16 protein-coding genes and 2 pseudogenes are annotated in these 19068 nt (G+C 60.1%); 8 read left to right on the top strand and 10 right to left on the bottom strand.

Annotated features, from left to right (window positions below):
- Positions 1-318 precede the first annotated feature (318 nt).
- Genes VL202_RS09770 through VL202_RS09750 form a run of 5 tightly spaced genes read right to left on the bottom strand, consistent with a single transcriptional unit; the run spans position 319 to position 5300 of the window.
- Positions 319-1383: a DUF2218 domain-containing protein gene (locus tag VL202_RS09770; protein WP_325463929.1), complete on the bottom strand. Its 1065-nt coding sequence runs from the start codon at positions 1381-1383 to the stop codon at positions 319-321.
- The gene (locus tag VL202_RS09765; protein WP_325463928.1) at positions 1380-2228 is read right to left on the bottom strand and encodes an ABC transporter ATP-binding protein; all 849 of its coding nucleotides are present in this window, start codon (positions 2226-2228) and stop codon (positions 1380-1382) included. Before VL202_RS09765 ends, VL202_RS09770 begins: the two co-directional genes overlap by 4 nt.
- A complete protein-coding gene (locus VL202_RS09760; protein ID WP_414692830.1) occupies positions 2225-3259 on the bottom strand; it encodes a FecCD family ABC transporter permease in 1035 nt (344 codons plus the stop codon). The genes VL202_RS09765 and VL202_RS09760 overlap by 4 nt, the downstream gene beginning before the upstream one ends.
- A gap of 2 nt (positions 3260-3261) precedes the next feature.
- Entirely contained in the window at positions 3262-4308 is a 1047-nt protein-coding gene (locus VL202_RS09755; protein WP_325463926.1) for an iron ABC transporter permease, read from the bottom strand.
- Positions 4305-5300 (bottom strand): iron-siderophore ABC transporter substrate-binding protein, encoded by a 996-nt coding sequence (locus VL202_RS09750; protein WP_325463925.1) that lies wholly within the window; start codon positions 5298-5300, stop codon positions 4305-4307. The genes VL202_RS09755 and VL202_RS09750 overlap by 4 nt, the downstream gene beginning before the upstream one ends.
- 315 nt (positions 5301-5615) lie before the next feature.
- On the opposite strand from VL202_RS09750, the gene VL202_RS09745 reads away from it, so the two are divergent.
- Complete coding sequence (locus VL202_RS09745) at positions 5616-7778, top strand: TonB-dependent siderophore receptor (RefSeq protein ID WP_325463924.1); 2163 nt, start codon at positions 5616-5618, stop codon at positions 7776-7778.
- 38 nt (positions 7779-7816) lie between these two features.
- Here VL202_RS09745 and VL202_RS09740 read toward each other — a convergent pair whose 3' ends face one another.
- Positions 7817-8716, bottom strand: a complete 900-nt coding sequence (locus VL202_RS09740) for an AraC family transcriptional regulator (protein ID WP_325463923.1) — start codon at positions 8714-8716, stop codon at positions 7817-7819.
- Between the two features lie 238 nt (positions 8717-8954).
- On the opposite strand from VL202_RS09740, the gene catE reads away from it, so the two are divergent.
- The 5 genes from catE to VL202_RS09715 all read left to right on the top strand — a co-directional run bounded on the left by catE (position 8955) and on the right by VL202_RS09715 (position 15945).
- Positions 8955-11072, top strand: a complete 2118-nt coding sequence (gene catE, locus VL202_RS09735; RefSeq protein ID WP_325463922.1) for a catalase C — start codon at positions 8955-8957, stop codon at positions 11070-11072.
- A 690-nt stretch (positions 11073-11762) separates the two neighbouring features.
- Positions 11763-13070: a sn-glycerol-3-phosphate ABC transporter substrate-binding protein UgpB gene (gene ugpB, locus VL202_RS09730; RefSeq protein WP_325463921.1), complete on the top strand. Its 1308-nt coding sequence runs from the start codon at positions 11763-11765 to the stop codon at positions 13068-13070.
- Positions 13071-13159: 89 nt separating this feature from the next.
- Positions 13160-14041 carry a sn-glycerol-3-phosphate ABC transporter permease UgpA gene (ugpA, locus tag VL202_RS09725; protein WP_325463920.1) on the top strand — a complete coding sequence of 294 codons (882 nt, stop codon included), beginning with the start codon at positions 13160-13162 and terminating at the stop codon, positions 14039-14041.
- Positions 14042-14050: 9 nt separating this feature from the next.
- Positions 14051-14899, top strand: coding sequence for a sn-glycerol-3-phosphate ABC transporter permease UgpE (gene ugpE / locus VL202_RS09720; protein ID WP_325463919.1), 849 nt, complete (start codon positions 14051-14053; stop codon positions 14897-14899).
- On the top strand, positions 14899-15945 hold the full coding sequence (locus tag VL202_RS09715; RefSeq protein ID WP_325463918.1) for a sn-glycerol-3-phosphate import ATP-binding protein UgpC: 1047 nt from the start codon (positions 14899-14901) through the stop codon (positions 15943-15945). The genes ugpE and VL202_RS09715 overlap by 1 nt, the downstream gene beginning before the upstream one ends.
- A gap of 137 nt (positions 15946-16082) precedes the next feature.
- Here VL202_RS09715 and VL202_RS09710 read toward each other — a convergent pair whose 3' ends face one another.
- On the bottom strand, positions 16083-16229 hold the full coding sequence (locus VL202_RS09710; protein WP_325463930.1) for a hypothetical protein: 147 nt from the start codon (positions 16227-16229) through the stop codon (positions 16083-16085).
- Between the two features lie 11 nt (positions 16230-16240).
- On the opposite strand from VL202_RS09710, the pseudogene VL202_RS09705 reads away from it, so the two are divergent.
- Positions 16241-16413: pseudogene (locus VL202_RS09705) on the top strand (GlxA family transcriptional regulator); the annotation flags it as partial.
- Between the two features lie 144 nt (positions 16414-16557).
- Here VL202_RS09705 and VL202_RS09700 read toward each other — a convergent pair.
- Positions 16558-17331 carry an SDR family oxidoreductase gene (locus tag VL202_RS09700; RefSeq protein WP_325463917.1) on the bottom strand — a complete coding sequence of 258 codons (774 nt, stop codon included), beginning with the start codon at positions 17329-17331 and terminating at the stop codon, positions 16558-16560.
- Between the two features lie 88 nt (positions 17332-17419).
- Here VL202_RS09700 and VL202_RS09695 point away from each other — a divergent pair, with 88 nt between their 5' ends.
- Entirely contained in the window at positions 17420-18049 is a 630-nt protein-coding gene (locus VL202_RS09695) for a TetR/AcrR family transcriptional regulator (protein WP_325463916.1), read from the top strand.
- A gap of 327 nt (positions 18050-18376) precedes the next feature.
- Here the strand turns inward: VL202_RS09695 and VL202_RS09690 are convergent.
- Together VL202_RS09690 and VL202_RS09685 are read right to left on the bottom strand one after the other, a co-directional pair.
- Positions 18377-18546, bottom strand: a pseudogene (locus tag VL202_RS09690) (recombinase family protein); the annotation flags it as partial.
- A 113-nt stretch (positions 18547-18659) separates the two neighbouring features.
- Positions 18660-19068 (bottom strand): ThuA domain-containing protein (locus VL202_RS09685; RefSeq protein WP_325463914.1); only part of this gene is annotated, 409 nt, incomplete at its 5' end.

Raw genomic sequence — 19068 nt, 5'->3', positions numbered from 1 at the left:
CATATTGGCGAACCACTCGAGCGGAACAAGGCTGCCTATTCCGCTTTCGCCGGAAAAAAGCGTTCGCTGCCTGCCGGGCAATACCAGGTCGATGTTTCCGTGACTTTGGACGGCACGATCGTCAGGAACGCTGTTTCGGACATCTCCGTTCGCTGAGATTGCCGGCAATGCATGCGTGCGCCATCATTCCGGCCTGCCGCTGAACCCTCGACTTCAAACATGGAAGGCACGTGATCCGCGCACGGCCGGGACGGCCTCGCCGGCATCCTGGATATAATCGCCTACCGCAACTGGATCTCCCCGTGCCCGCCTGATGGATCACCGAGAATTTCTCTCCCAATACCAGGCGACATACATTTTCTTTCGGTCATGCTGCCGTTCCTTGAGGAACGATCGGAGGGCGCGGATGTCCTGTTTTTCGCAGGCGGCCCAGACGAACGTCTCCCGATCGACGCTGTCGATCACGGCTTTGGCCTCGGCCAGAAGATGCCCGGTGGCGTGCTCAGGATAGCTGCTCCGGTGCAGCCAGCGCATGTCGAGCATACCGGCCGTGGGAAGCGACTGCTCTTCCGCCTCGTCCTCAATTTCAATGATGGCCCGCATCCGCGTCCCGGCAGGGACCTCGGCCGCGATCCGCGCAATGGCCGGCAAGGCGCTCTCGTCGCCGATCAGAAGCATGGTTTCCGCCACGGGAAGACTGCCGCCACCTGGCCCGATGATGGCCGCCACGTCTCCGGGCCGTGCGTCACGCGCGAAATCGGCACCGGGCGTCGAAATCCCGGGGGCCGGATGCTGCAGGAAGTCGATCGACAATTCGCCGCGCGCGGTATCGACCGCTCGGATCGTGTAGACGCGAACCACAAGTTCGTCCTCGCCTTCAGGCCAGGCGAGGCGGCCATCGTCACGAAAACCGGGCCAGACAGGCGCTCTGCCTTTCGGCGGCACCAGCAGGCGAACATGCATGTCACCCCCGACAAATGGCGTGATGTCGGCGCAGGAGAAGACGACACGACGCATATGCGGGGTGACGTCTTCCGTCGACACGACCGTTACCTCCTGCAGATTCGGCGGCCTCGACAAGGACGCGGCTTGCGTCCATGTGAGCTCGAACGGCTGGTCCTCGGCAAAATAGAAAAGGTGTTCCGCAAGGATCGTGCGGCTCATGTGCAAGGTTTCGGCAGTCGGACAGTCGAGATCGATCAGAAGGCGGCCGGCATCGATCTCGATACGCGCGACACCGACGTCGCTTTTCAGCACGACCAGATCGCCCGCTCGCTCCACGTCGGCATGTTCGACGAAATGTTCGCAGATCTCATCCAGCATATCCGCGGCATTGCTGGGGACGGCCACGCCGGACAGTTTGAAGGACGGTAGCTCGTTCATGCGGTTTTCTCCTTTTGTGACGCGTTGCGGGCATCCTCATCGATCGGCGCAGCCATCCGGTGTCGTCCGATCGGCAGCATGATCGGCCGCCCGGATGTCGGATCCTTGATGACCCGGCTGTCGAGACCGAAGACATCCCGCACGGTCTCTTCGGTCAGCACCTCTTCCGGCGCGCCCGATATGTGCACGCGACCGTCCGCCAGAGCGACGAGGTGATCGGCATAACGGGCGGCAAGGTTGAGGTCGTGCAGAACCATGACCACGGTGGTGCCGCGCGTGCCGTTCAGATCCAGCAGGAGATCGAGCACCTCGATCTGGTGGTTGATATCGAGAAAGGTCGTCGGCTCGTCGAGCAACAGGATATCGGTCTGCTGCGCCAGTGCCATGGCGATCCAGACCCGCTGCCGCTGGCCGCCGGAGAGTTCGTCGACCGGCCGCTCGGCGAGGTCGAAGGTCTTGGTGACCGCAAGCGCGCTATCGACCGCTTCGTCGTCCTGCCGGGTCCAGCGGGAAAACAGGCTCTGGTGCGGATGCCGCCCGCGGCTGACCAGATCGGCGACTGTGATGCCCTCCGGCGCGATCGGCGACTGTGGCAAAAGGCCCAATATCCGTGCGAGGTCTCGCGAAGGCATGCGATGGATGGACTTGCCGTCCAGAAGAACCTGCCCCTGGCTGGGCGCGATCAGCCGCGACAGAGTCCGCAGGAACGTGGACTTGCCGCAGGCATTGGCGCCGACGATCACGGTGATCTTGCCCGGAGGAATCGTCAGGTCCAACCCATGCAGGATTTCGGTTTTGTCATAGCCGGCCGACAGGCCGCTGGCGACGAGCAGATGATCGGTCATAGCGAGCCTCCGATCCGGTTGACGCGAATGATGAGGTAGATCAGGTACGGTGCCCCCAATGCGCCGGTGACGACCCCGACAGGGTATCGGCCTGGCAGAAAGTGTTGCCCGACATAATCGGCAGCAAGAACGAGAACGGCGCCCGTCAGCGCCGACGGGATCAGCAGCGATCCGGCGTTCCGAACGATCCGGCCGGCAATCGGACCCGACAGGAAGGCGGCGAAGGCGATCGGCCCCGTTGCAGCGGTCGCCGATGCGATCAGACCGACGGCTGCGATCATCACCAGCATCCGGGTTTGCGAGACGCGGGTACCAAGGGCGGCCGCCATGTCGTCTCCGAGGCGCAAGGCATCCAGATCGCGGCTGCGGCTGACGAGAAGACCGCCGAAGAACAGAAGAGCGAGCAGCAGCGGCAGGGCCTGGTCGAGTTGCGCGCCGTTGACGCTGCCCGTCAGCCAGCGCATCGCTTCCTGAAGGCTCCATGCGGGTGCGGACTGCAGGATATAGGCGATGACGCTTTGCAGCATGGCCGATACGCCGATGCCGACGAGGATAAGACGTGTTCCGGCGACACCGTTGCGAAAGGAAAGGCCGTAGACGAGGAGCGCCACGACAAGACCGGCAACGATGGCGAAAACCGACACCATCGGTCCGCTCATCGACAGGACGACAATGGCGAAGACGGCGGCGGCTCCAGCACCGGAGGTAATTCCGATGATATCCGGGCTTGCAAGCGGATTGCGGAGCATCACCTGAAACGCCACCCCGCCCAGCCCGAAGCAAAGCCCGGCGAGAACGGACAGCACGGCGCGTGGCAGCCTGAGTTGCCCGACACTGAAGGCCGCACCCGGAACGGGTTCGCCGAACAGCACCCGCAGGACATCACCAGGCGGCGTCATGGTTTGCCCCACCGACAGCGTGACCGCGAAGATCGACACGACGAGGGCCAACAACACCGCAAGGACAACAAAATACCGGCGCGCGCGGCGGCGGCGGTTCGCGATGACGACATCGATGGTGAAGGTCTGCATGGTCACAGGTCCCTCACCCGCTGGCGCCGGACAATCCAGATGAAGAATGGCGCACCAACCAGCGCAGTGACGATGCCGACATCGATTTCGGCGGGGCGCGCGACGATGCGCCCGAGAACATCCGCCGCAAGCAGCAGGCAGGCGCCACCGAGTGCCGAAAACGGCAGCAGCCAGCGGTGATCGACGCCGATCAACAACCGGCAGACATGCGGCACGACCAACCCAAGGAAACCGATCGGCCCGCAGACGGCCGTTATCGCCCCGCAGAGCAGGATGGCGCCAAGAAACGCAACAGCCCGGGCCACCGCGACGTTTTCGCCAAGGCCAGCCGCCAGATCATCACCGAGCGCAAGGGAATTCAGCTTTCTGGCGGAGAGCAGGCTGACGACGAAACCGACAGCGAGAAACGGCAGGACCGGCAGAATACGCTGATAGGTCGCCCCACCGACGCCACCGATCTGCCAGGACTGGATGCCGCCGGCGATATCGCCCCGCGGCAAGACGATGGCGATCACCAGCGATGAAAATGCGACCGACGTCGCGGCACCGGCGAGCGCCAGTTTCAGAGGCGTCGCGCCGCCTCTCCCCATCGAGCCGATGGCATAGACGAAGATCGCGGCGCCTGCCGCGCCGAGAATCGCGGTCCATATATACGCATAGGCGGACGACATGCCGAACCAGGCGACCCCGACGACGACCGCGAGCGACGCCCCCATGTTGATGCCGAGAATGCCGGGATCGGCCAGCGGATTGCGCGTCACGCCCTGCATGACGGCACCGGACAGCCCCAGCGCTCCTCCTGCGAGCAACGCCAGCAGCGTTCGTGGAATGCGCAGGGCGACCGATGCCCGGCCGATATTGTCCTGCGCGCCGCCAATGGCCGCAATGATATCGGCCCAGGCGACATGACGCGTTCCAACCGTCACTGAGAGGACGATGAACATGGCCAGAAGCGCGACCAGGCCGAAAAGCCAAAGGCTTCGTGTCCGGTTGGAGCCGGATGCGGCCAACCAGCGCCCATTGGATGTCTTCAGGATACCTGCGGTCATTTCGACTTCTTGGCCGCCTCACTCAGCAGCGTCACATAGTCCTTCAAAATCCACCGGATCGACAGCGGCGTCGGATTGGCCGCGGTGCCGACCGCATTGTTTCCCAGCATCACAATCGATTCCTGTGACACCGCCGGCATATGCATCATCAAAGCGTTGGCCTTCAGCGCGTCGAAAAGCATGCTGTCGCCATAGGTGACGAGGATATCGACATCATCGAAAGCATCGATCTGCTCGGCGCTGACGGAGCCGGAGAACTTGCCTGGCAGAGACGCATCGTTCACGCTCTTCGGCGACGCAAGCCCAAGGTCGGCGAAGAACTTCACCCGCGTATCATTGGTCGTGTAGAAGTTGACGGTGCTGAGATCCCACGCACTCAAATGCGTGATGAACATCGCCGATTTGCCCTTGAGTTCAGGATGCGCCGCGAGCGTGGCGGCGATATCGGTCTCGATATCGGCGATCAGCGCGTCGCCTTCGCCAGCCATACCGAGACCCGCGCTGTCCAGCCGGATCGTTTCCCGCCAGTCCGTCGACCATGGCGCCTCCGGATAGGCGATAACGGGCGCGATCTGGCTCAGCGTATCGTAATCCGACTGACTGAGGCCGGAATAGGCGGCGAGAATGACGTCGGGACGGGTGGCGGCGACCGCCTCGAAGTCGATCCCGTCACCCTCGTCGAACAGAACAGGCTTTTCGGCCTTGAGTTCGTCCAGCCGTGCGGCGACCCAAGGCAGGATGCCGTCGCCGTCGTCATCGCCGAAATTGGCGCGCGCCATGCCGACCGGCACGATGCCCAGCGCCAGCGGCACTTCATGATTCGCCCAGGCGACGGTTGCGACCCGCTCCGGCTTCCTGTCGATGACGGTGGTGCCGAACGCATGCTCGATGCTGATGGGATAGGAAACGCTCTCTGCCGCACGCGCGCTGTCTTTTGCGCCAATCCATAACGAAACCATCGTTGCCAGTACGGCGAAACGGAACAGCTTCATCGCCACACTCCATTCAATATTATAAGTTGACCCCAATTCTCAGCTTAATTGCGTGGCGTCAACGGCAAAGCGGCGGATACCCAGAAAGTGCGTGGAGATTGCCATCGAATCGTACAAAACCGGGGAAATGTACAATACTATACAAATCCACTCCAGTTAATAGCAGGTCATTGGGGACGACGACTTCAGGCCGGGGGCGAATCCAGCGCGGGGACCATGCGCTGTGAGCCGGACGCGGGATTGCTCGACGGCCTCACATGGCTTCAGCGATGGAGCCGACCGCTTTTCAGTCTTTAGGTCAATTGGAATATGAAGATGGACATCGATCAAACCGGCCGCTGCTCGACGCGGGCGCCTATGCGTTACCGAAACGCATTTCTTCTGGGTTGCACGGCACTCATCGCCTTGACGCCTGCCCTCTCGTTTGCGCAGGAAGCCAACTCTACAGACGCAACCGCTCTAGAGACGCTTGTGGTCGAGGGTGGGAGCAGCGGAAGCATGCTCAACACGGACAACGATTCCAAGTCCATTGTCGCAACAGAAACGACCGGCGTCGGCAAGATGCCGGCCGAAATCCTGACCACTCCAGCCTCCGTTTCCGTCATCACCGCCAGGGAAATCGAACAGCGCGGCGCGAACACCATCGAGCAGGTCGTGCAGTATACGGCTGGCGTCGTGACCGACTACTACGGTTCGGACGACCGCTACGATTACTTCAAGATTCGCGGCTTCAGCCCCTTCACTTATCGCGATGGACTGGCAATCGGCCGAAGCTGGGGCGGGCTTCTGGAAGAACCCTATGCCTTCGAGCGCGTGGAAGTGCTGAAAGGTGCCAACTCCACCGGCTTCGGCGTTTCCGATCCGGGAGGCTCGGTGAACTACGTGACCAAGCTGCCGAGGAGCGAACGTTTCGGCGAGGTCTACGGCACCGGCGGCTCGTTCTCCCACAAGGAAGCAGGGTTCGACTTCGGGGATAACCTGACCGAGGACAACACGCTCTCCTATCGCCTGACCGGCAAGTTCCAGCGGTCGGATGCCGAATACGATTATTCGCAGGACGATGAAAACTTCATCATGGGCGGCATCACCTGGCGTCCCACCGATGCAACCAGCCTGTCCTTCGTCTTCGATCATCTGGACAAGGACGGCACACCGAGCGGCGGCGGCCAGCCGAGGTTCACGGATCTCGACCGGAGCCGGTTCTTTGGCGAGCCGGACTACAATTACAACGATATGAACCGCAACACCTACAGCATCATTCTCGATCATGATTTCGAAAACGGCTTGAGCTTCAACGCCAGTGCCCGATCCAGCTCGTCCGATGCCGGATTTGGCTACGCCTATATCTGGGATGCACTGGGCGCCAGCGACCCGGCGGACAATATGATTGATCGCTCGTATTTCGGCAGCGACAAGTCCACCGACCAGTTCATCATCGATGCTCACATCCTCTACGAAGCGAACGTCAACGACAATGTCGAAAGTCGCACGCTCTTCGGCGTCGAATATAACAAGCTCGATTCCGACAATGACACTTACTACGCTGCCGCACCGCAGATCGACTGGCAGAACCCGGTCTATTCCGGCGGACCGGGCGCGTTTGCGCCCTACGAAGTCAAGACGGCCAGCCAAAGGACCAAGGCGGTCTATCTGCAGGAGGATATGACCTTTTTCGATAAGCTGACTGTCAGCGTCGGCCTGCGCAATGACTGGTTCGACCTCAAGGAAGAAGGTGACAATCTCTATACCGGCCCGTTCAGCGGCGCATCGGACGTCAGCGAATTCAGCAAGCGTGTTGGCGTGAGCTACAAGATCACCGATGAGCTGGCGACCTATGTCAGCTATGCCGAATCCGTCGCGCCGCCGAGTGCCGGGGTCGAGCCGACGGTCGGCACCCAGTATGAAATGGGCGTCAAGTATCAGCCGGACGCGTTTCCCGGACTGTTCAGTGCCTCCGTCTACGATCTGACGATGGAAAACATCACGACCTACGAAGCACCGACATACCTGCCGGCGACAATCGACAAGGTTCGCCATCGCGGCCTCGATCTGGAGGCTAAGGTTGAGGTGACGAACAATATCAACGTGATCGCCGCCTATGGCTATATCGACAGCACGATCGAGGAACCTGGCAATGTCAGCGGCTACAATGGCAAGAGCTTCGCGCAGGTGCCGGAGCACATGGCTTCGATCTGGGCCGACTATACGCTGGAGGGCAACGGAAAGCGTGGCGACATGACCTTCGGGCTTGGCGCTCGTTATATCGGATCCTACTATTTCGACAACGACAATACCCGCAAGTCGGATGGCGCCGTGGTCTTCGACGCCGCCTATACGTACAAGATCCAGGAAAACACCACGTTCCAGGTGAATGCCACCAACCTGTTCGATGAGAAGCACATCGCGAACGATGATGGCGGCGCGTACTACTACAACCCCGGCCGTACGGTCATGGCGACACTGCGCCAAACCTGGTAATGAAAAATCGTCCCGTCCGCATCATCGCGGACGGGACTTTATGCCTGTCGCACTTGCCGCATGCGCCGCCAGGCGGCCGGTGTCTCGCCAACGATCTGGCGAAACACCTTTGTCAGGTGTGCCTGATCGGAAAACCCGAGCTGCGCCGCGATGCTGGCCACGGTGAGATCGCTTTCGCCGAGCAGTTGCTTCGAAAGCTCGACGCGTTTGGTCAGTTGCCATTGCAGCGGGGTCTTGCCGGTGGTCTGCTTGAAAACACTGGCAAACCAGCTCTCGGAAAGCCCGACGATCGCTGCCATTTCGGCAACGGACATCCGGTAGTCGCCGAGGCCGTCGATATGCGCCAGCAGCTTGTTCATCTGAGCCTGCGTCAGCCTTCCGCCAGTGCTCTCTTCCCGTTCCGGGGGAATATCGAGGAGCCCCGCGACGATGCTGCCGACAAGGCTTTCCGCATAGACTGCATGCCTGGACGGGTTCTTGATCTCGTCGGCCAGCAGTTTCGCCAAGGCGTCGAGCGCCGGCACGTCCTGAAGTTCCACCGAACGGCGCAAGGCTGTCTGTGCGGCGGAAGAACCAATCGATGGAGCGAGATATCTCAGCACCCGGTCACGATGGAGGTGCAGATTGAGATGACTGAAGCTGTGCGTCTTGCGACTGCCGGTCCACAACGGAACGCCGGCCGGAACATAGACCGCCCGCGCCATCGGACGCGAATTCCTCGCAAAATTATCGTTTTCGTTCGAGATGCGGACGTTGGACGAAACATCGTTGAAAAAGAACATGATACGAGGATCGTCGGAGAGATAATAACCACTGGCGCCAGCCTGGCTCTCCGCCTCCCAAAGCACACTGACGAACCCGTCATATTGCCGCCATTGAACCGGAGCCGTGACCCGGATGCCTTCGGTTTTCCAGGACATGGAATGCCAGAAGCTCATGTGCCGTCACTTCTTCCTTTGAGAGGTCAGATTGCCGTTGGAACCAGCGCAACGGACGGGATTAGACGGCAAAGCCTCCAAAATAATTGAGCACTACTATCATATTTCCCTAGCCTGGCAAGGTATCCGTTGGGGCCATCGGAATCCACGGTCGACGATCTCGACCAAGCCCTTCCCGCCGGAACCAAATGCCGTTTCGCTGATTGTCATCCGTTCACTTCCAGACGGGGACCCCATCATGGCGAAGAAATCCACACCGACGGCGACCGCCAATATCGCCACCATTCACGACCAGAAACTGCATCGAGGAGACGGCGGAGAGCTTCACCAGTTTGCCGAGGACGGGGCGCCGGTGCTCACCACGGCGCAGGGCGGCCCGGTCTCCGATGACCAGAACTCCCTGCGTGTCGGCCCGCGCGGCCCGCTTCTCATGGACGATTTCCATTTCCGCGAAAAGATCTTCCATTTTGACCATGAGCGCATTCCCGAACGGGTCGTGCACGCGCGGGGCTATGGTGCCCACGGATTTTTCGAAACCTACGATTCGCTGGCCGCTTACACTCGCGCCGATCTTTTCCAGCGCGCCGGCGAACGCACGCCTGTCTTCGTGCGCTTCTCGACGGTTGCCGGCAGCAAGGGCTCTGCCGATCTTGCGCGCGATGTGCGCGGCTTTGCCGTGAAGATGTACACGAAGGAAGGCAACTGGGACCTTGTCGGCAACAACATTCCTGTCTTCTTCATCCAGGATGCCATCAAGTTTCCCGACGTCGTGCATGCCGCGAAGCCGGAGCCTGACCGCGCGTTTCCGCAGGCGCAGACGGCGCACGACACGTTCTGGGACTTCATCAGCCTGACGCCGGAAAGCATGAACATGGTCATGTGGATCATGTCGGACCGCACCATTCCGCGCTCGTTCCGGTTCATGGAAGGCTTTGGTGTCCACACGTTCCGCTTGGTCAACGCGAAGGACGAGTCCACCTTCGTGAAGTTTCACTGGAAACCGAAACTTGGCCTGCAGTCGGTTGCCTGGAACGAGGCGGTCAAGATCAACGGGGCGGATCCGGATTTTCACCGGCGCGATCTCTGGCAGGCGATCCAGTCCGGCAATTTCCCGGAATGGGAACTGCAGGTGCAACTCTTCGACCAGGAATTCGCCGACAATTTCGACTTCGACGTGCTCGATCCGACCAAGATCATTCCGGAAGAAGTTCTGAAACCCCAGCCGATCGGCCGCCTGGTCCTCGACCGGATGCCGGACAATTTCTTCGCCGAGACCGAGCAGGTGGCGTTCATGACCCAGAACGTGCCGCCGGGCATCGACTTTTCCAATGACCCGCTGCTGCAGGGCCGTAACTTTTCCTATCTCGACACGCAGTTGAAGCGTCTCGGCAGTCCGAACTTCACCCACCTGCCGATCAACGCGCCGAAGTGTCCCTTCGCCCATTTCCAGCAGGACGGGCACATGGCCATGCGCAATCCTCAAGGCCGCGTCAACTACCAGCCGAACTCGTTTGGCGAGGGGCCGCGAGAGACGCCGGTACAAGGCTACCACCATTTCCCGGCGGAAGAACGCGGCCAAAAAATCCGGCTGCGGCCGGAAAGCTTTGCCGATCATTACAGCCAGGCTCGGCAGTTCTTCCTGAGCCAGACACCACCGGAACAGCGCCACATCGCCGCCGCGCTGATCTTCGAACTGTCGAAGGTCGAGACGCCTGCGATCCGCGAACGCATGGTATCCCACCTGATGAACATCGACGAGACGCTTGCGGCAAAAGTCGCACATGGGCTTGCGTTGAAGGTCATGCCAAAGCCCGCCGACGCCGCCGTCCCGACGCGGCAGGACCTGGAACCTTCGCCGGCGCTCAGCATCGTCGAGCGCGGTCCCAAGCGTTTCGAAGGCCGCAAGCTCGGCATTCTTCTGACAGACGGTGCCGATGTTCAGGTTTTCCAGGCTCTGCTCGATCATCTCAAAATGCAGAAGGCTGTCTACGAGATCATCGCGCCAAAGGTCGGCGGTGTCACCATGTCGGATGGAAGCTGGATCGACGCGCATCAGATGATCGATGGCGGTCCGTCTGTGCTCTATGATGCCGTGGTGCTCGTCGTATCGGCGGATGACGTGGCGGATCTCGTCCAGGAGGCAACGGCGCGCGATTTCGTCGCCGACGCGTTCGCGCATTGCAAATATATCGGCTATGTCGGCGATGCCCTGCCGCTTCTGGAGAGAGCCGGGATCGCCGGCGATCTCGATGAGGGAACGATCGAACTCACGGACAAGAACATTATTGCCACCTTCTTCGAGGAGATCGGCAAACTCCGGGTCTGGGCGCGTGAACCCTCGGTGAAGCTGAATTGATCTGAAAGGGCGGGATGATGCATCCCGCCCTTTCGCGCTACCCGGGAGTTTGGACTGAACATCCATGACGGCACGGAAGCCTGTCCTCGACCGTTGCAAGACGGCGCCGAAGGCTTTTGCCAGGCTTGGCTTACATCTCAATTTTTGCAGTTCGAAGGAACCGCCGGAACGTCCACTGCATAATTCCTTACATCGGAATCGATTTAAGGAGAAAATTATGGAGCACATTTAAAGTGTTACAGCGACCTTTGCGCGTCATATCTGACGCGCGGCGCTGTAGTCGTTCAGAGCGACAGCTTTGTGATCGTCGGCTACGAACCCTCGGCAGTCGTTCCAGGGACGATTGTCCCTCGCGCAATTTTGCAATTGTGTGCAAGACGTTATCTGACAGCCACCACAATATTTTAAAGCGAAAGAGTTTGACACACCGAGTCATCTGATGCAGCATTTGCACACGATTGCAAAGGAGAAATGGGGTGGAGGCCCCTTTCCAGGGGGGCGCGGGGGCAGGCGTTGCGACAAGATCTTCAAATCCTCGACAAATGCCACTTCGCTTCTATGTGAATTTTGAGATTGCGTGATGGCGGCGGTGCCAGCCTGAAACCAAGGGTTTCCGTGTCGGTCGAGGAGGACTGCCACGGAAATTGCAGAGACAACTGCATTCTGTTTCATCGTTAGTGGAGGAAAATCATGTTCAAACGTTCGTTGGCTGCCTCGACGGCCCTTTTCGCATTCACTCTGGCGCTGCCTGTCGACGCCGACGCTGCCACCGATCTGCAATGGTGGCACGCGATGACCGGCGCCAACAACGAGGTTGTCAATCAACTGGCCAAGGAATTCAACGAGAGCCAGAGCGATTATACGATCACTCCCGTTTTCAAGGGGACCTATCCCGAAACCCTGAATGCCGGCATCGCAGCGTTTCGCGCCAATCAGTCCCCTGCCATCATCCAGGTATTCGACGCAGGCAGCGGTGTCATGATGGGAGCCGAAGGTGCCATCATGCCTGCGGCGGACGTGCTGCAGAAGGGCGGCTACACGTTCGACAAGTCGCAGTATCTCGCAGGTATCGTAGCCTACTATTCCAAGCCTGACGGCACCATGCTGTCATTCCCGTATAATTCATCCTCGCCGATCATGTATTACAACAAGGATATCTTTGCGAAGGCCGGCCTCGACGCGGAGAACCCACCGAAGACATGGCCCGAAGTGTTCGAGGCTGCAAAGAAGATCAAGACCAGCGGCGCGGCATCCTGCGGTTTCACGTCGACATGGCTGACCTGGATCCAGACGGAGAATCTCGCCGCCTGGAACAATGTCGCCTATGGTACGAACGAGAACGGCCTTGGCGGCAACGACGTCACGCTGGAATTCAATTCGCCGCTGTTCGTCGAGCATTTCCAGGCAATCGCCGATCTGGCCAAGGACGGCACGTTCCGCTACGGCGGACGCACGTCCGAAGCCAAGCAGTTGTTCATGTCCGGCGAATGCGCGATCCTGACGGAATCGTCCGGTGGTCTCGGCGACATCATCAAGTCGGGGGTCAAATACGGTATTGGCCAGTTGCCCTATTATGAAGGACATGGCCCGCAGAATACCATTCCGGGCGGAGCCAGCCTCTGGGTGTTCGGCGGCAAGAGCGACGAGGAATACAAGGGCGTTGCGCAGTTCTTCAACTTCCTCTCGCAGACCAAGATTCAGGCGCGCCTGCATCAGGTGTCGGGCTATATGCCGGTGACGAACGCTGCCTATGAAGAGACCAAGAAATCCGGCTTCTACGACAAGAATCCGGGCCGGGAGACGCCGATCCTGCAGATGATGGGCAAGGCCCCGACGGAAAATTCCAAGGGTGTGCGCCTCGTCAACCTGCCGCAGGTCCGCGACATCATGAACGAGGAGTTCGAGGCGATGCTGGCCGGAAAGCAGGATGCCAAGGCAGCCCTCGACAAGGCCGTCGAACGTGGCAATGCGGCAATCGCCGAAGCCATCGGCAACTAAGGCACGACATTCGATCCCAAGCCGCCCGGGTAACCCACGGGCGGCAATTCGGTCCGCTGTTCATCGCCCCGTTGCCCGAGGATGAAGCCGTGCATACTGTCGCGTTTCCCAACAAGATCCTGCCCTACCTGCTGGTGGCGCCGCAGATCGTGCTGACACTCATTTTCTTCTTCTGGCCAGCCAGTCAGGCGCTCTACCAGTCCATGGTGCGCCAGGATCCGTTTGGCCTGAAGAGCGGCTTCGTCGGTCTTGCCAACTTCAAAAACGTGCTGTCCGATCCGAACTATATCCATGCGGTACAGGTCACAGTCGTTTTCACCCTGTTGACCGCGGTGGTCTCGATGGGCGTCGCTCTGCTTCTGGCGACCGCGGCCGACAAGGTTATTCGCGGCCAGGGCTTTTATCGCACGCTTCTGATCTGGCCTTATGCGGTCGCGCCCGCCGTAGCCGGCATGCTCTGGCTTTTCATGTTCAACCCAGCCATGGGAACGCTCGCCTACCTGCTTCGACGCAACGGCATTGCCTGGGACCCGCTCCTGAACGGCAATCAGGCAATGGCGCTCGTTGTCGTTGCGGCCGCCTGGAAACAGATCAGCTACAATTTCCTGTTTTTCGTGGCGGGACTTCAGGCCATTCCGAAATCGCTCCTCGAAGCCGCCGCAATCGATGGCGCCCGCGGCAGCCGGCGTTTCTGGACCATCGTCTTTCCCCTGCTCGCGCCGACGACGTTTTTTCTGCTGGTGGTCAACACCGTCTATGCGTTCTTCGACACGTTCGGCATCATCCATTCGGTCACGGGCGGCGGGCCGGCCAAGGCAACGGAGACCCTGGTCTACAAGGTCTACAACGATGGTTTCGTCAATCTCAACCTGGGATCGTCTGCCGCGCAGTCCGTCATCCTGATGATCATCGTGATCGTCCTGACTGCCTTCCAGTTCCGCTTCGTCGAAAAACGGGTCCATTATGGTTGAGGGCAAGACATGATCGAAAAACGTCCTATCGCCAGCCTGTTCGGCCATTTCATCCTGATCGTCGGCATCATCATCGTCGCGTTCCCGATCTATTACACCTTCATCGCCTCGACGACGACTTCCGAGGTGATCATCCGCCCTCCGATGTCACTGCTTCCGGGTGGCCACCTGGTCGAGAACTATACGGAAGCGATGACCGGGGGCGTCGAGCGTGTCGTTGGCGTCAGTCTCGAACGGCTGCTCTTCAACTCCTTTGTCGTCGCGATCGCGATCGCCCTTGGCAAGATCATCATCTCGTTCCTGTCCGCGTTTGCCATCGTGTTCTTCCGCTTTCCCTTTCGTATGGCCTTCTTCTGGATGATCTTCGTCACGCTGATGCTGCCCGTCGAAGTTCGCATTCTGCCGACCTACAAGGTTATCGTTGATCTCGGTCTGATCGATACCTATGCCGGATTGACCCTTCCCCTGATGGCGTCCGCAACGGCGACCTTCCTGTTCCGGCAGTTCTTCCTCACCATTCCCGGCGAACTGGTGGAGGCCGCGCGCATCGACAATGCGGGGCCATTCCGCTTCATGCGCGACATCCTGCTGCCGCTGTCCAGCACCAATATTGCCGCCTTGTTCGTCATCCTGTTCATCTATGGGTGGACCCAGTATCTGTGGCCCCTGCTCGTCACGAACGACGCGAAGATGAACACGATCATCATCGGGCTCCGCCGTATGGTGGACTTCACAGACGCGTCGACGCCCTGGAATTACGTGATGGTCACGGCGATCCTCGCCATCATTCCGCCCATCCTCGTCGTGGTGCTGATGCAGCACTGGTTTGTCAAAGGTCTCGTGGAGACGGAGAAATAATGGCCGATATTGCTCTTCATGACGTTCGCAAGAAATATGGCAGCGTCGATGCGATCAAGGGTGTTTCGCTGGATATCGCGGATGGCGAGTTCGTGGTGCTGGTTGGCCCGTCAGGATGTGGAAAATCGACGCTGCTGCGCATGATCGCAGGGCTGGAGAGCATCACCGGTGGCGAAATCTCGATTGGTGGCCGCATCGTCAACGATCTGGAGCCGTCGGAGCGCGATATCGCCATGGTGTTCCAGAACTATGCGCTCTATCCCCACATGACCGTGCGGCAGAACCTCGCCTACGGCCTGAAAAACCGCAACACGCCCAAGGACGAGATCGATCGGCGAATTGTTGCTGCCGCGAAGGCGCTGGAGATCGAGCCCTTTCTCGAACGCAAACCGCGCCAGCTCTCCGGCGGCCAGCGCCAGCGCGTCGCCATGGGTCGCGCCATCGTGCGCGAACCGGCTGCCTTTCTGTTCGATGAACCCCTTTCCAATCTCGATGCGAAACTGCGCGTGCAGATGCGTGTCGAGATCAAGCGGCTGCAGCGCTCGCTGGCGACAACCAGCGTCTACGTCACCCATGACCAGATGGAGGCCATGACCCTGGCCGACAGACTTGTGGTGCTGAATGCCGGCCGCATCGAGCAGGTCGGGACACCGATCGAACTGTACGAGAAACCGGAAACGACGTTCGTCGCGACATTCATCGGGTCGCCTTCGATGAATCTCCTGCCAATGGAAGCCTCTGCATCCTGGTCGCTTGCGGAAAGCGCGGTGGCTCCTTCGAGGGCCGTAACGCTGGGCGTGCGCCCGGAGGACCTGTATCTGCCGGAGCCGAATTCCCTTGGCAACGGTTTCCAAATACGCGCCACTGTCGCAGCCGTCGAACTGGTGGGCGCCGAAAGCTATGTACACGGCATCCTGCCAAACCAGCAATCAATCGTGTTTCGCGTTCCGGGACGAACAAGGATCGCGGTGGACGAGCAGCTAACGGTTCATGCAAACCATGGCAGTCTGCACTTCTTCGACGAGGCAGGCAAACGGTTGAACTGAAGATCACCCCGACCCTGCCCGATCCATCGTTACAGCGCCGCGCGTCAAATATGACGCGCGGCGCTGTAACACTTTAAATATGCTGCATAATTTTCTCATTAAATCGATTCCGATGTAAGGAATTATGCAGTCGGGATTCAGGCATTGATGATTGTGATGCCGCGTCCCTTGAAGCCGATGGCGACCGGGGTTGCCGGCATGGTGACGTCCTTGCCGCCGATCAGGATCCTGCCGCCGGTCGGATGTTCGAGACCGGCCAGCATGCGCAAGGTCGTCGTGTCCATACCGGCGACTGAACGTCAAGCTGATCGGTGCCTGCACCGGCTCCTTCGTCTTCACCGAAATCCGCTGATGAAGGAACATCAGACCTGCGTCAGCGGGCTGCACTATAATACGTTTCGCGGGCGTCTCCCCGACCGTCAGGTTCGATCCGACCGGATCTTCAACCTCGACCGGACGAGAGAATCCCGAACCGCGCTTGCCATCCGCTCAGCCAGCGCGATCCTGTTTGGTGGACTGACGGGGAACCGGACATCAACCGGCACCTCGTCAGGAAGATGCCCTATGCCGCCTGGTTTCAACCGCTGGAAACATAGCAGAGTCTCGGCCCGATCAGATCCGGGCGCCACCCGTCGCATCAATCATCTGGCCCGTCGTCCAACGCGCATCGTTCGATGCGAGGAAGGCGATAACGTCGGCTACGTCTTCCGGCTTTCCCACACGTGAGAACACCGAAAGTGCTTCGGCACCCGCGCGCGCGTCCGGCGATGCCAGCCACTCGGCATTCATATCCGTCTCCGTCACACCCGGCAGCACGGCATTGACCGTAATCCCGCGCGCCGCAAATTCGGGTGCCAGCGCCAGTGTCAGCGTCTCCAGCGCCCCCTTTGAGGCCGCATAGGCCGGATGCGTCGGCGCCGCGATCCGCGTAAACCCAGTCGAGACATTGATGATGCGACCGTTGTCGCGAATGTGGTCGGCAACTGTCTGGATCAGGAAGAACGGTGCCTTGTAGTTAATCGTCATCACCTCATCGAAGGCGGCTTCGCTCGTCTGCTTCAATGGCAATGCGGGCGCAATGCCGGCATTGTTCACCAGAATGTCCAGAGCGAACGAGCCCGTCTGCGCACGCGCCGCTTCGCCGAACTGCGCCCAGAGGCTGTCGGCCGCCTCCTTGCCGTGCCTGAGATCGGCCTTCACGGCGACGGCCTTGACGCCGAGCGCCTCGATGTCGCGTACCGTGGCATTGGCCGCATCCGCGTTGGCCGTGTAATGCACGCCGATCAGCACGGCACCCTCCTTTGCAAACGAAAGGGCAGCCGCCCTGCCGATACCGCGCGAACTTCCGGTGATGAGGGCTACCTTGTCAGCTAGTCTTTGGGACATAAATCGCTCCGTTGCTAAATTAAATAGTGACCGCTATAATAAGAGCCGGAAAGCACCTGTCAACACTTTAATAGGGATCGCTATTTTAATGGAGAAATCAGCCCGCAAACGAGGCAGACCGCGCGTGCTCGATCGCGACGTCGGGCTCGACATCGCGGCACGATTGTTTTGGGCACGCGGCTACGAGGGCACCTCGACCGCCGACCTCACGAAGGCCATGGGGATCAATCCCCCCACGCTCTATTCGACCTTCGGCTCAAAGGAAGAGTTGTATCGTCAGGCCCTCGACTTCAGCATTGCCCGTGAAAACACCCGCCGGTCGGAAGTTCTGCAATCGAGTCTTTCGGTTTATGAAGCCCTGAGCCTCTACCTCTACGATATCGCTGACGGTGATACCCAGCCGGACAAGCCACCAGGTTGCATGGTCTCGACGGCCGTCCTGCAGCATGCGGAAGAAAATGCGTCCGTCGCACGGATGACGGCGGCATTGCGGGAGAGGTCGATGCAGACTCTTAAAGTCCGCTTTGACCGTGCCGTCGAGGAGGGCGAATTACCGGCGCAGACCGATACCGATACGCTCGCACGCTTCTACGGTGCGATCATCCAGGGCATGTCCGCCCAGGCCTGCGATGGCGCCTGCAATGTGCGGCTGAAGCGGCTGGTCGACATCGCACTCACGGCTTGGCCCGGAAAGCGCCCGACCTCGACCGGGAAATAGATTTGAGGATATGTCAACCACCCGCCCGCAAAGGTTTCTGTGAAACGAACGAACTGGCGTCGATTGCCACAGCGCTCAGCCGATCGCGGCGATGATAGACGGCAGCTTTCATGGCCTCAGACCTCCATTCCGTAGCGATGATCCTTGTGGGGTCGGGTAGAGCGCGATGGTCGGGATGGTCGGGATGGTCGGGATGGTGACGTCGGGTGTGCCATCGGCAGCGCAAGCGTGCTGATTGCGGCCCATCGCATGCTGGCAAGGATCGGTGTTCATCCCAAGGCTTGGCTCGCCAATGTCGTTGCTCGCATCGCCGACCTGCCGGCCTCGCGTCTGCCGGAACGGCTCGGTCAGGGATCGAAACCCGGCACCAGCACTGGCAATCCGAGCATCAGATGCAGGACGTCCTTCAGCGAAGATGACAGCCGATCGAGCTTCCAGACAACGACGGTGTCACCATTGCGCAGTTGATCGAGCATGCGGCGCAATTCAGGCCGGTCCAACGCCCAAACCGCTTACCGCATATCTGCGTCCCAATAATGTACCGGCGCCTTCATGAGAGGCGGGCCACCGTCTCATGGGATAGGCAAAGGGGCGGCCGACGCGGGGTGAATCACCGCGCCGCCCAGTTGGCGCCGCGGCGGAAGATCGTGCGCATCTGCGGCACGTCGAATTCCTTGGCCACGTGGCCGAGCGACGAGTAGAAAACGCGGCCCTTGCCGTAGTTGCGCTTCCAGACCACCGGCATCACCACGCCATCGATCCAGTAGGCGTGGTCGCCGGTGAACGTGGTCGTCGCCAGCACCTCGCTGGAAGGATCGACATGCATGTAATACTGCTCGGACGTGTAGGGGAAATCGGCGATGCCCTTCATCACCGCGTCGTCGGGACGTGTGACATTGACTGTGTAGTCGATGATATTGCCCGGATGGGCGACCCATTGTCCGCCGATGATGAACTGGTATTCGACGCATTCGCGGAAGGCGTCACCGGCGCCGCCGTGATAGCCGGCGATGCCGACG

Source organism: Pararhizobium sp. (assembly GCF_035497515.1).
In the GTDB taxonomy this organism is placed as follows: domain Bacteria; phylum Pseudomonadota; class Alphaproteobacteria; order Rhizobiales; family Rhizobiaceae; genus Pararhizobium.
Note: the sequence above shows the minus strand (reverse complement) of the source record. Positions and strands in the feature narration are given on the sequence as shown.

Coding starts and splice junctions, on each gene's coding strand:
- VL202_RS09765 (WP_325463928.1), bottom strand. CDS start 2,228: ATGACCGATCATCTGCTCGTCGCCAGCGGCCTGTCGGCCGGCTATGAC.
- ugpE (WP_325463919.1), top strand. CDS start 14,051: ATGATCGAAAAACGTCCTATCGCCAGCCTGTTCGGCCATTTCATCCTG.
- VL202_RS09695 (WP_325463916.1), top strand. CDS start 17,420: ATGGAGAAATCAGCCCGCAAACGAGGCAGACCGCGCGTGCTCGATCGC.
- VL202_RS09710 (WP_325463930.1), bottom strand. CDS start 16,229: ATGGACACGACGACCTTGCGCATGCTGGCCGGTCTCGAACATCCGACC.
- ugpB (WP_325463921.1), top strand. CDS start 11,763: ATGTTCAAACGTTCGTTGGCTGCCTCGACGGCCCTTTTCGCATTCACT.
- VL202_RS09700 (WP_325463917.1), bottom strand. CDS start 17,331: ATGTCCCAAAGACTAGCTGACAAGGTAGCCCTCATCACCGGAAGTTCG.
- VL202_RS09770 (WP_325463929.1), bottom strand. CDS start 1,383: ATGAACGAGCTACCGTCCTTCAAACTGTCCGGCGTGGCCGTCCCCAGC.
- VL202_RS09760 (WP_414692830.1), bottom strand. CDS start 3,259: ATGCAGACCTTCACCATCGATGTCGTCATCGCGAACCGCCGCCGCCGC.
- VL202_RS09750 (WP_325463925.1), bottom strand. CDS start 5,300: ATGAAGCTGTTCCGTTTCGCCGTACTGGCAACGATGGTTTCGTTATGG.
- VL202_RS09755 (WP_325463926.1), bottom strand. CDS start 4,308: ATGACCGCAGGTATCCTGAAGACATCCAATGGGCGCTGGTTGGCCGCA.
- VL202_RS09740 (WP_325463923.1), bottom strand. CDS start 8,716: ATGAGCTTCTGGCATTCCATGTCCTGGAAAACCGAAGGCATCCGGGTC.
- catE (WP_325463922.1), top strand. CDS start 8,955: ATGGCGAAGAAATCCACACCGACGGCGACCGCCAATATCGCCACCATT.
- VL202_RS09745 (WP_325463924.1), top strand. CDS start 5,616: ATGGACATCGATCAAACCGGCCGCTGCTCGACGCGGGCGCCTATGCGT.
- VL202_RS09715 (WP_325463918.1), top strand. CDS start 14,899: ATGGCCGATATTGCTCTTCATGACGTTCGCAAGAAATATGGCAGCGTC.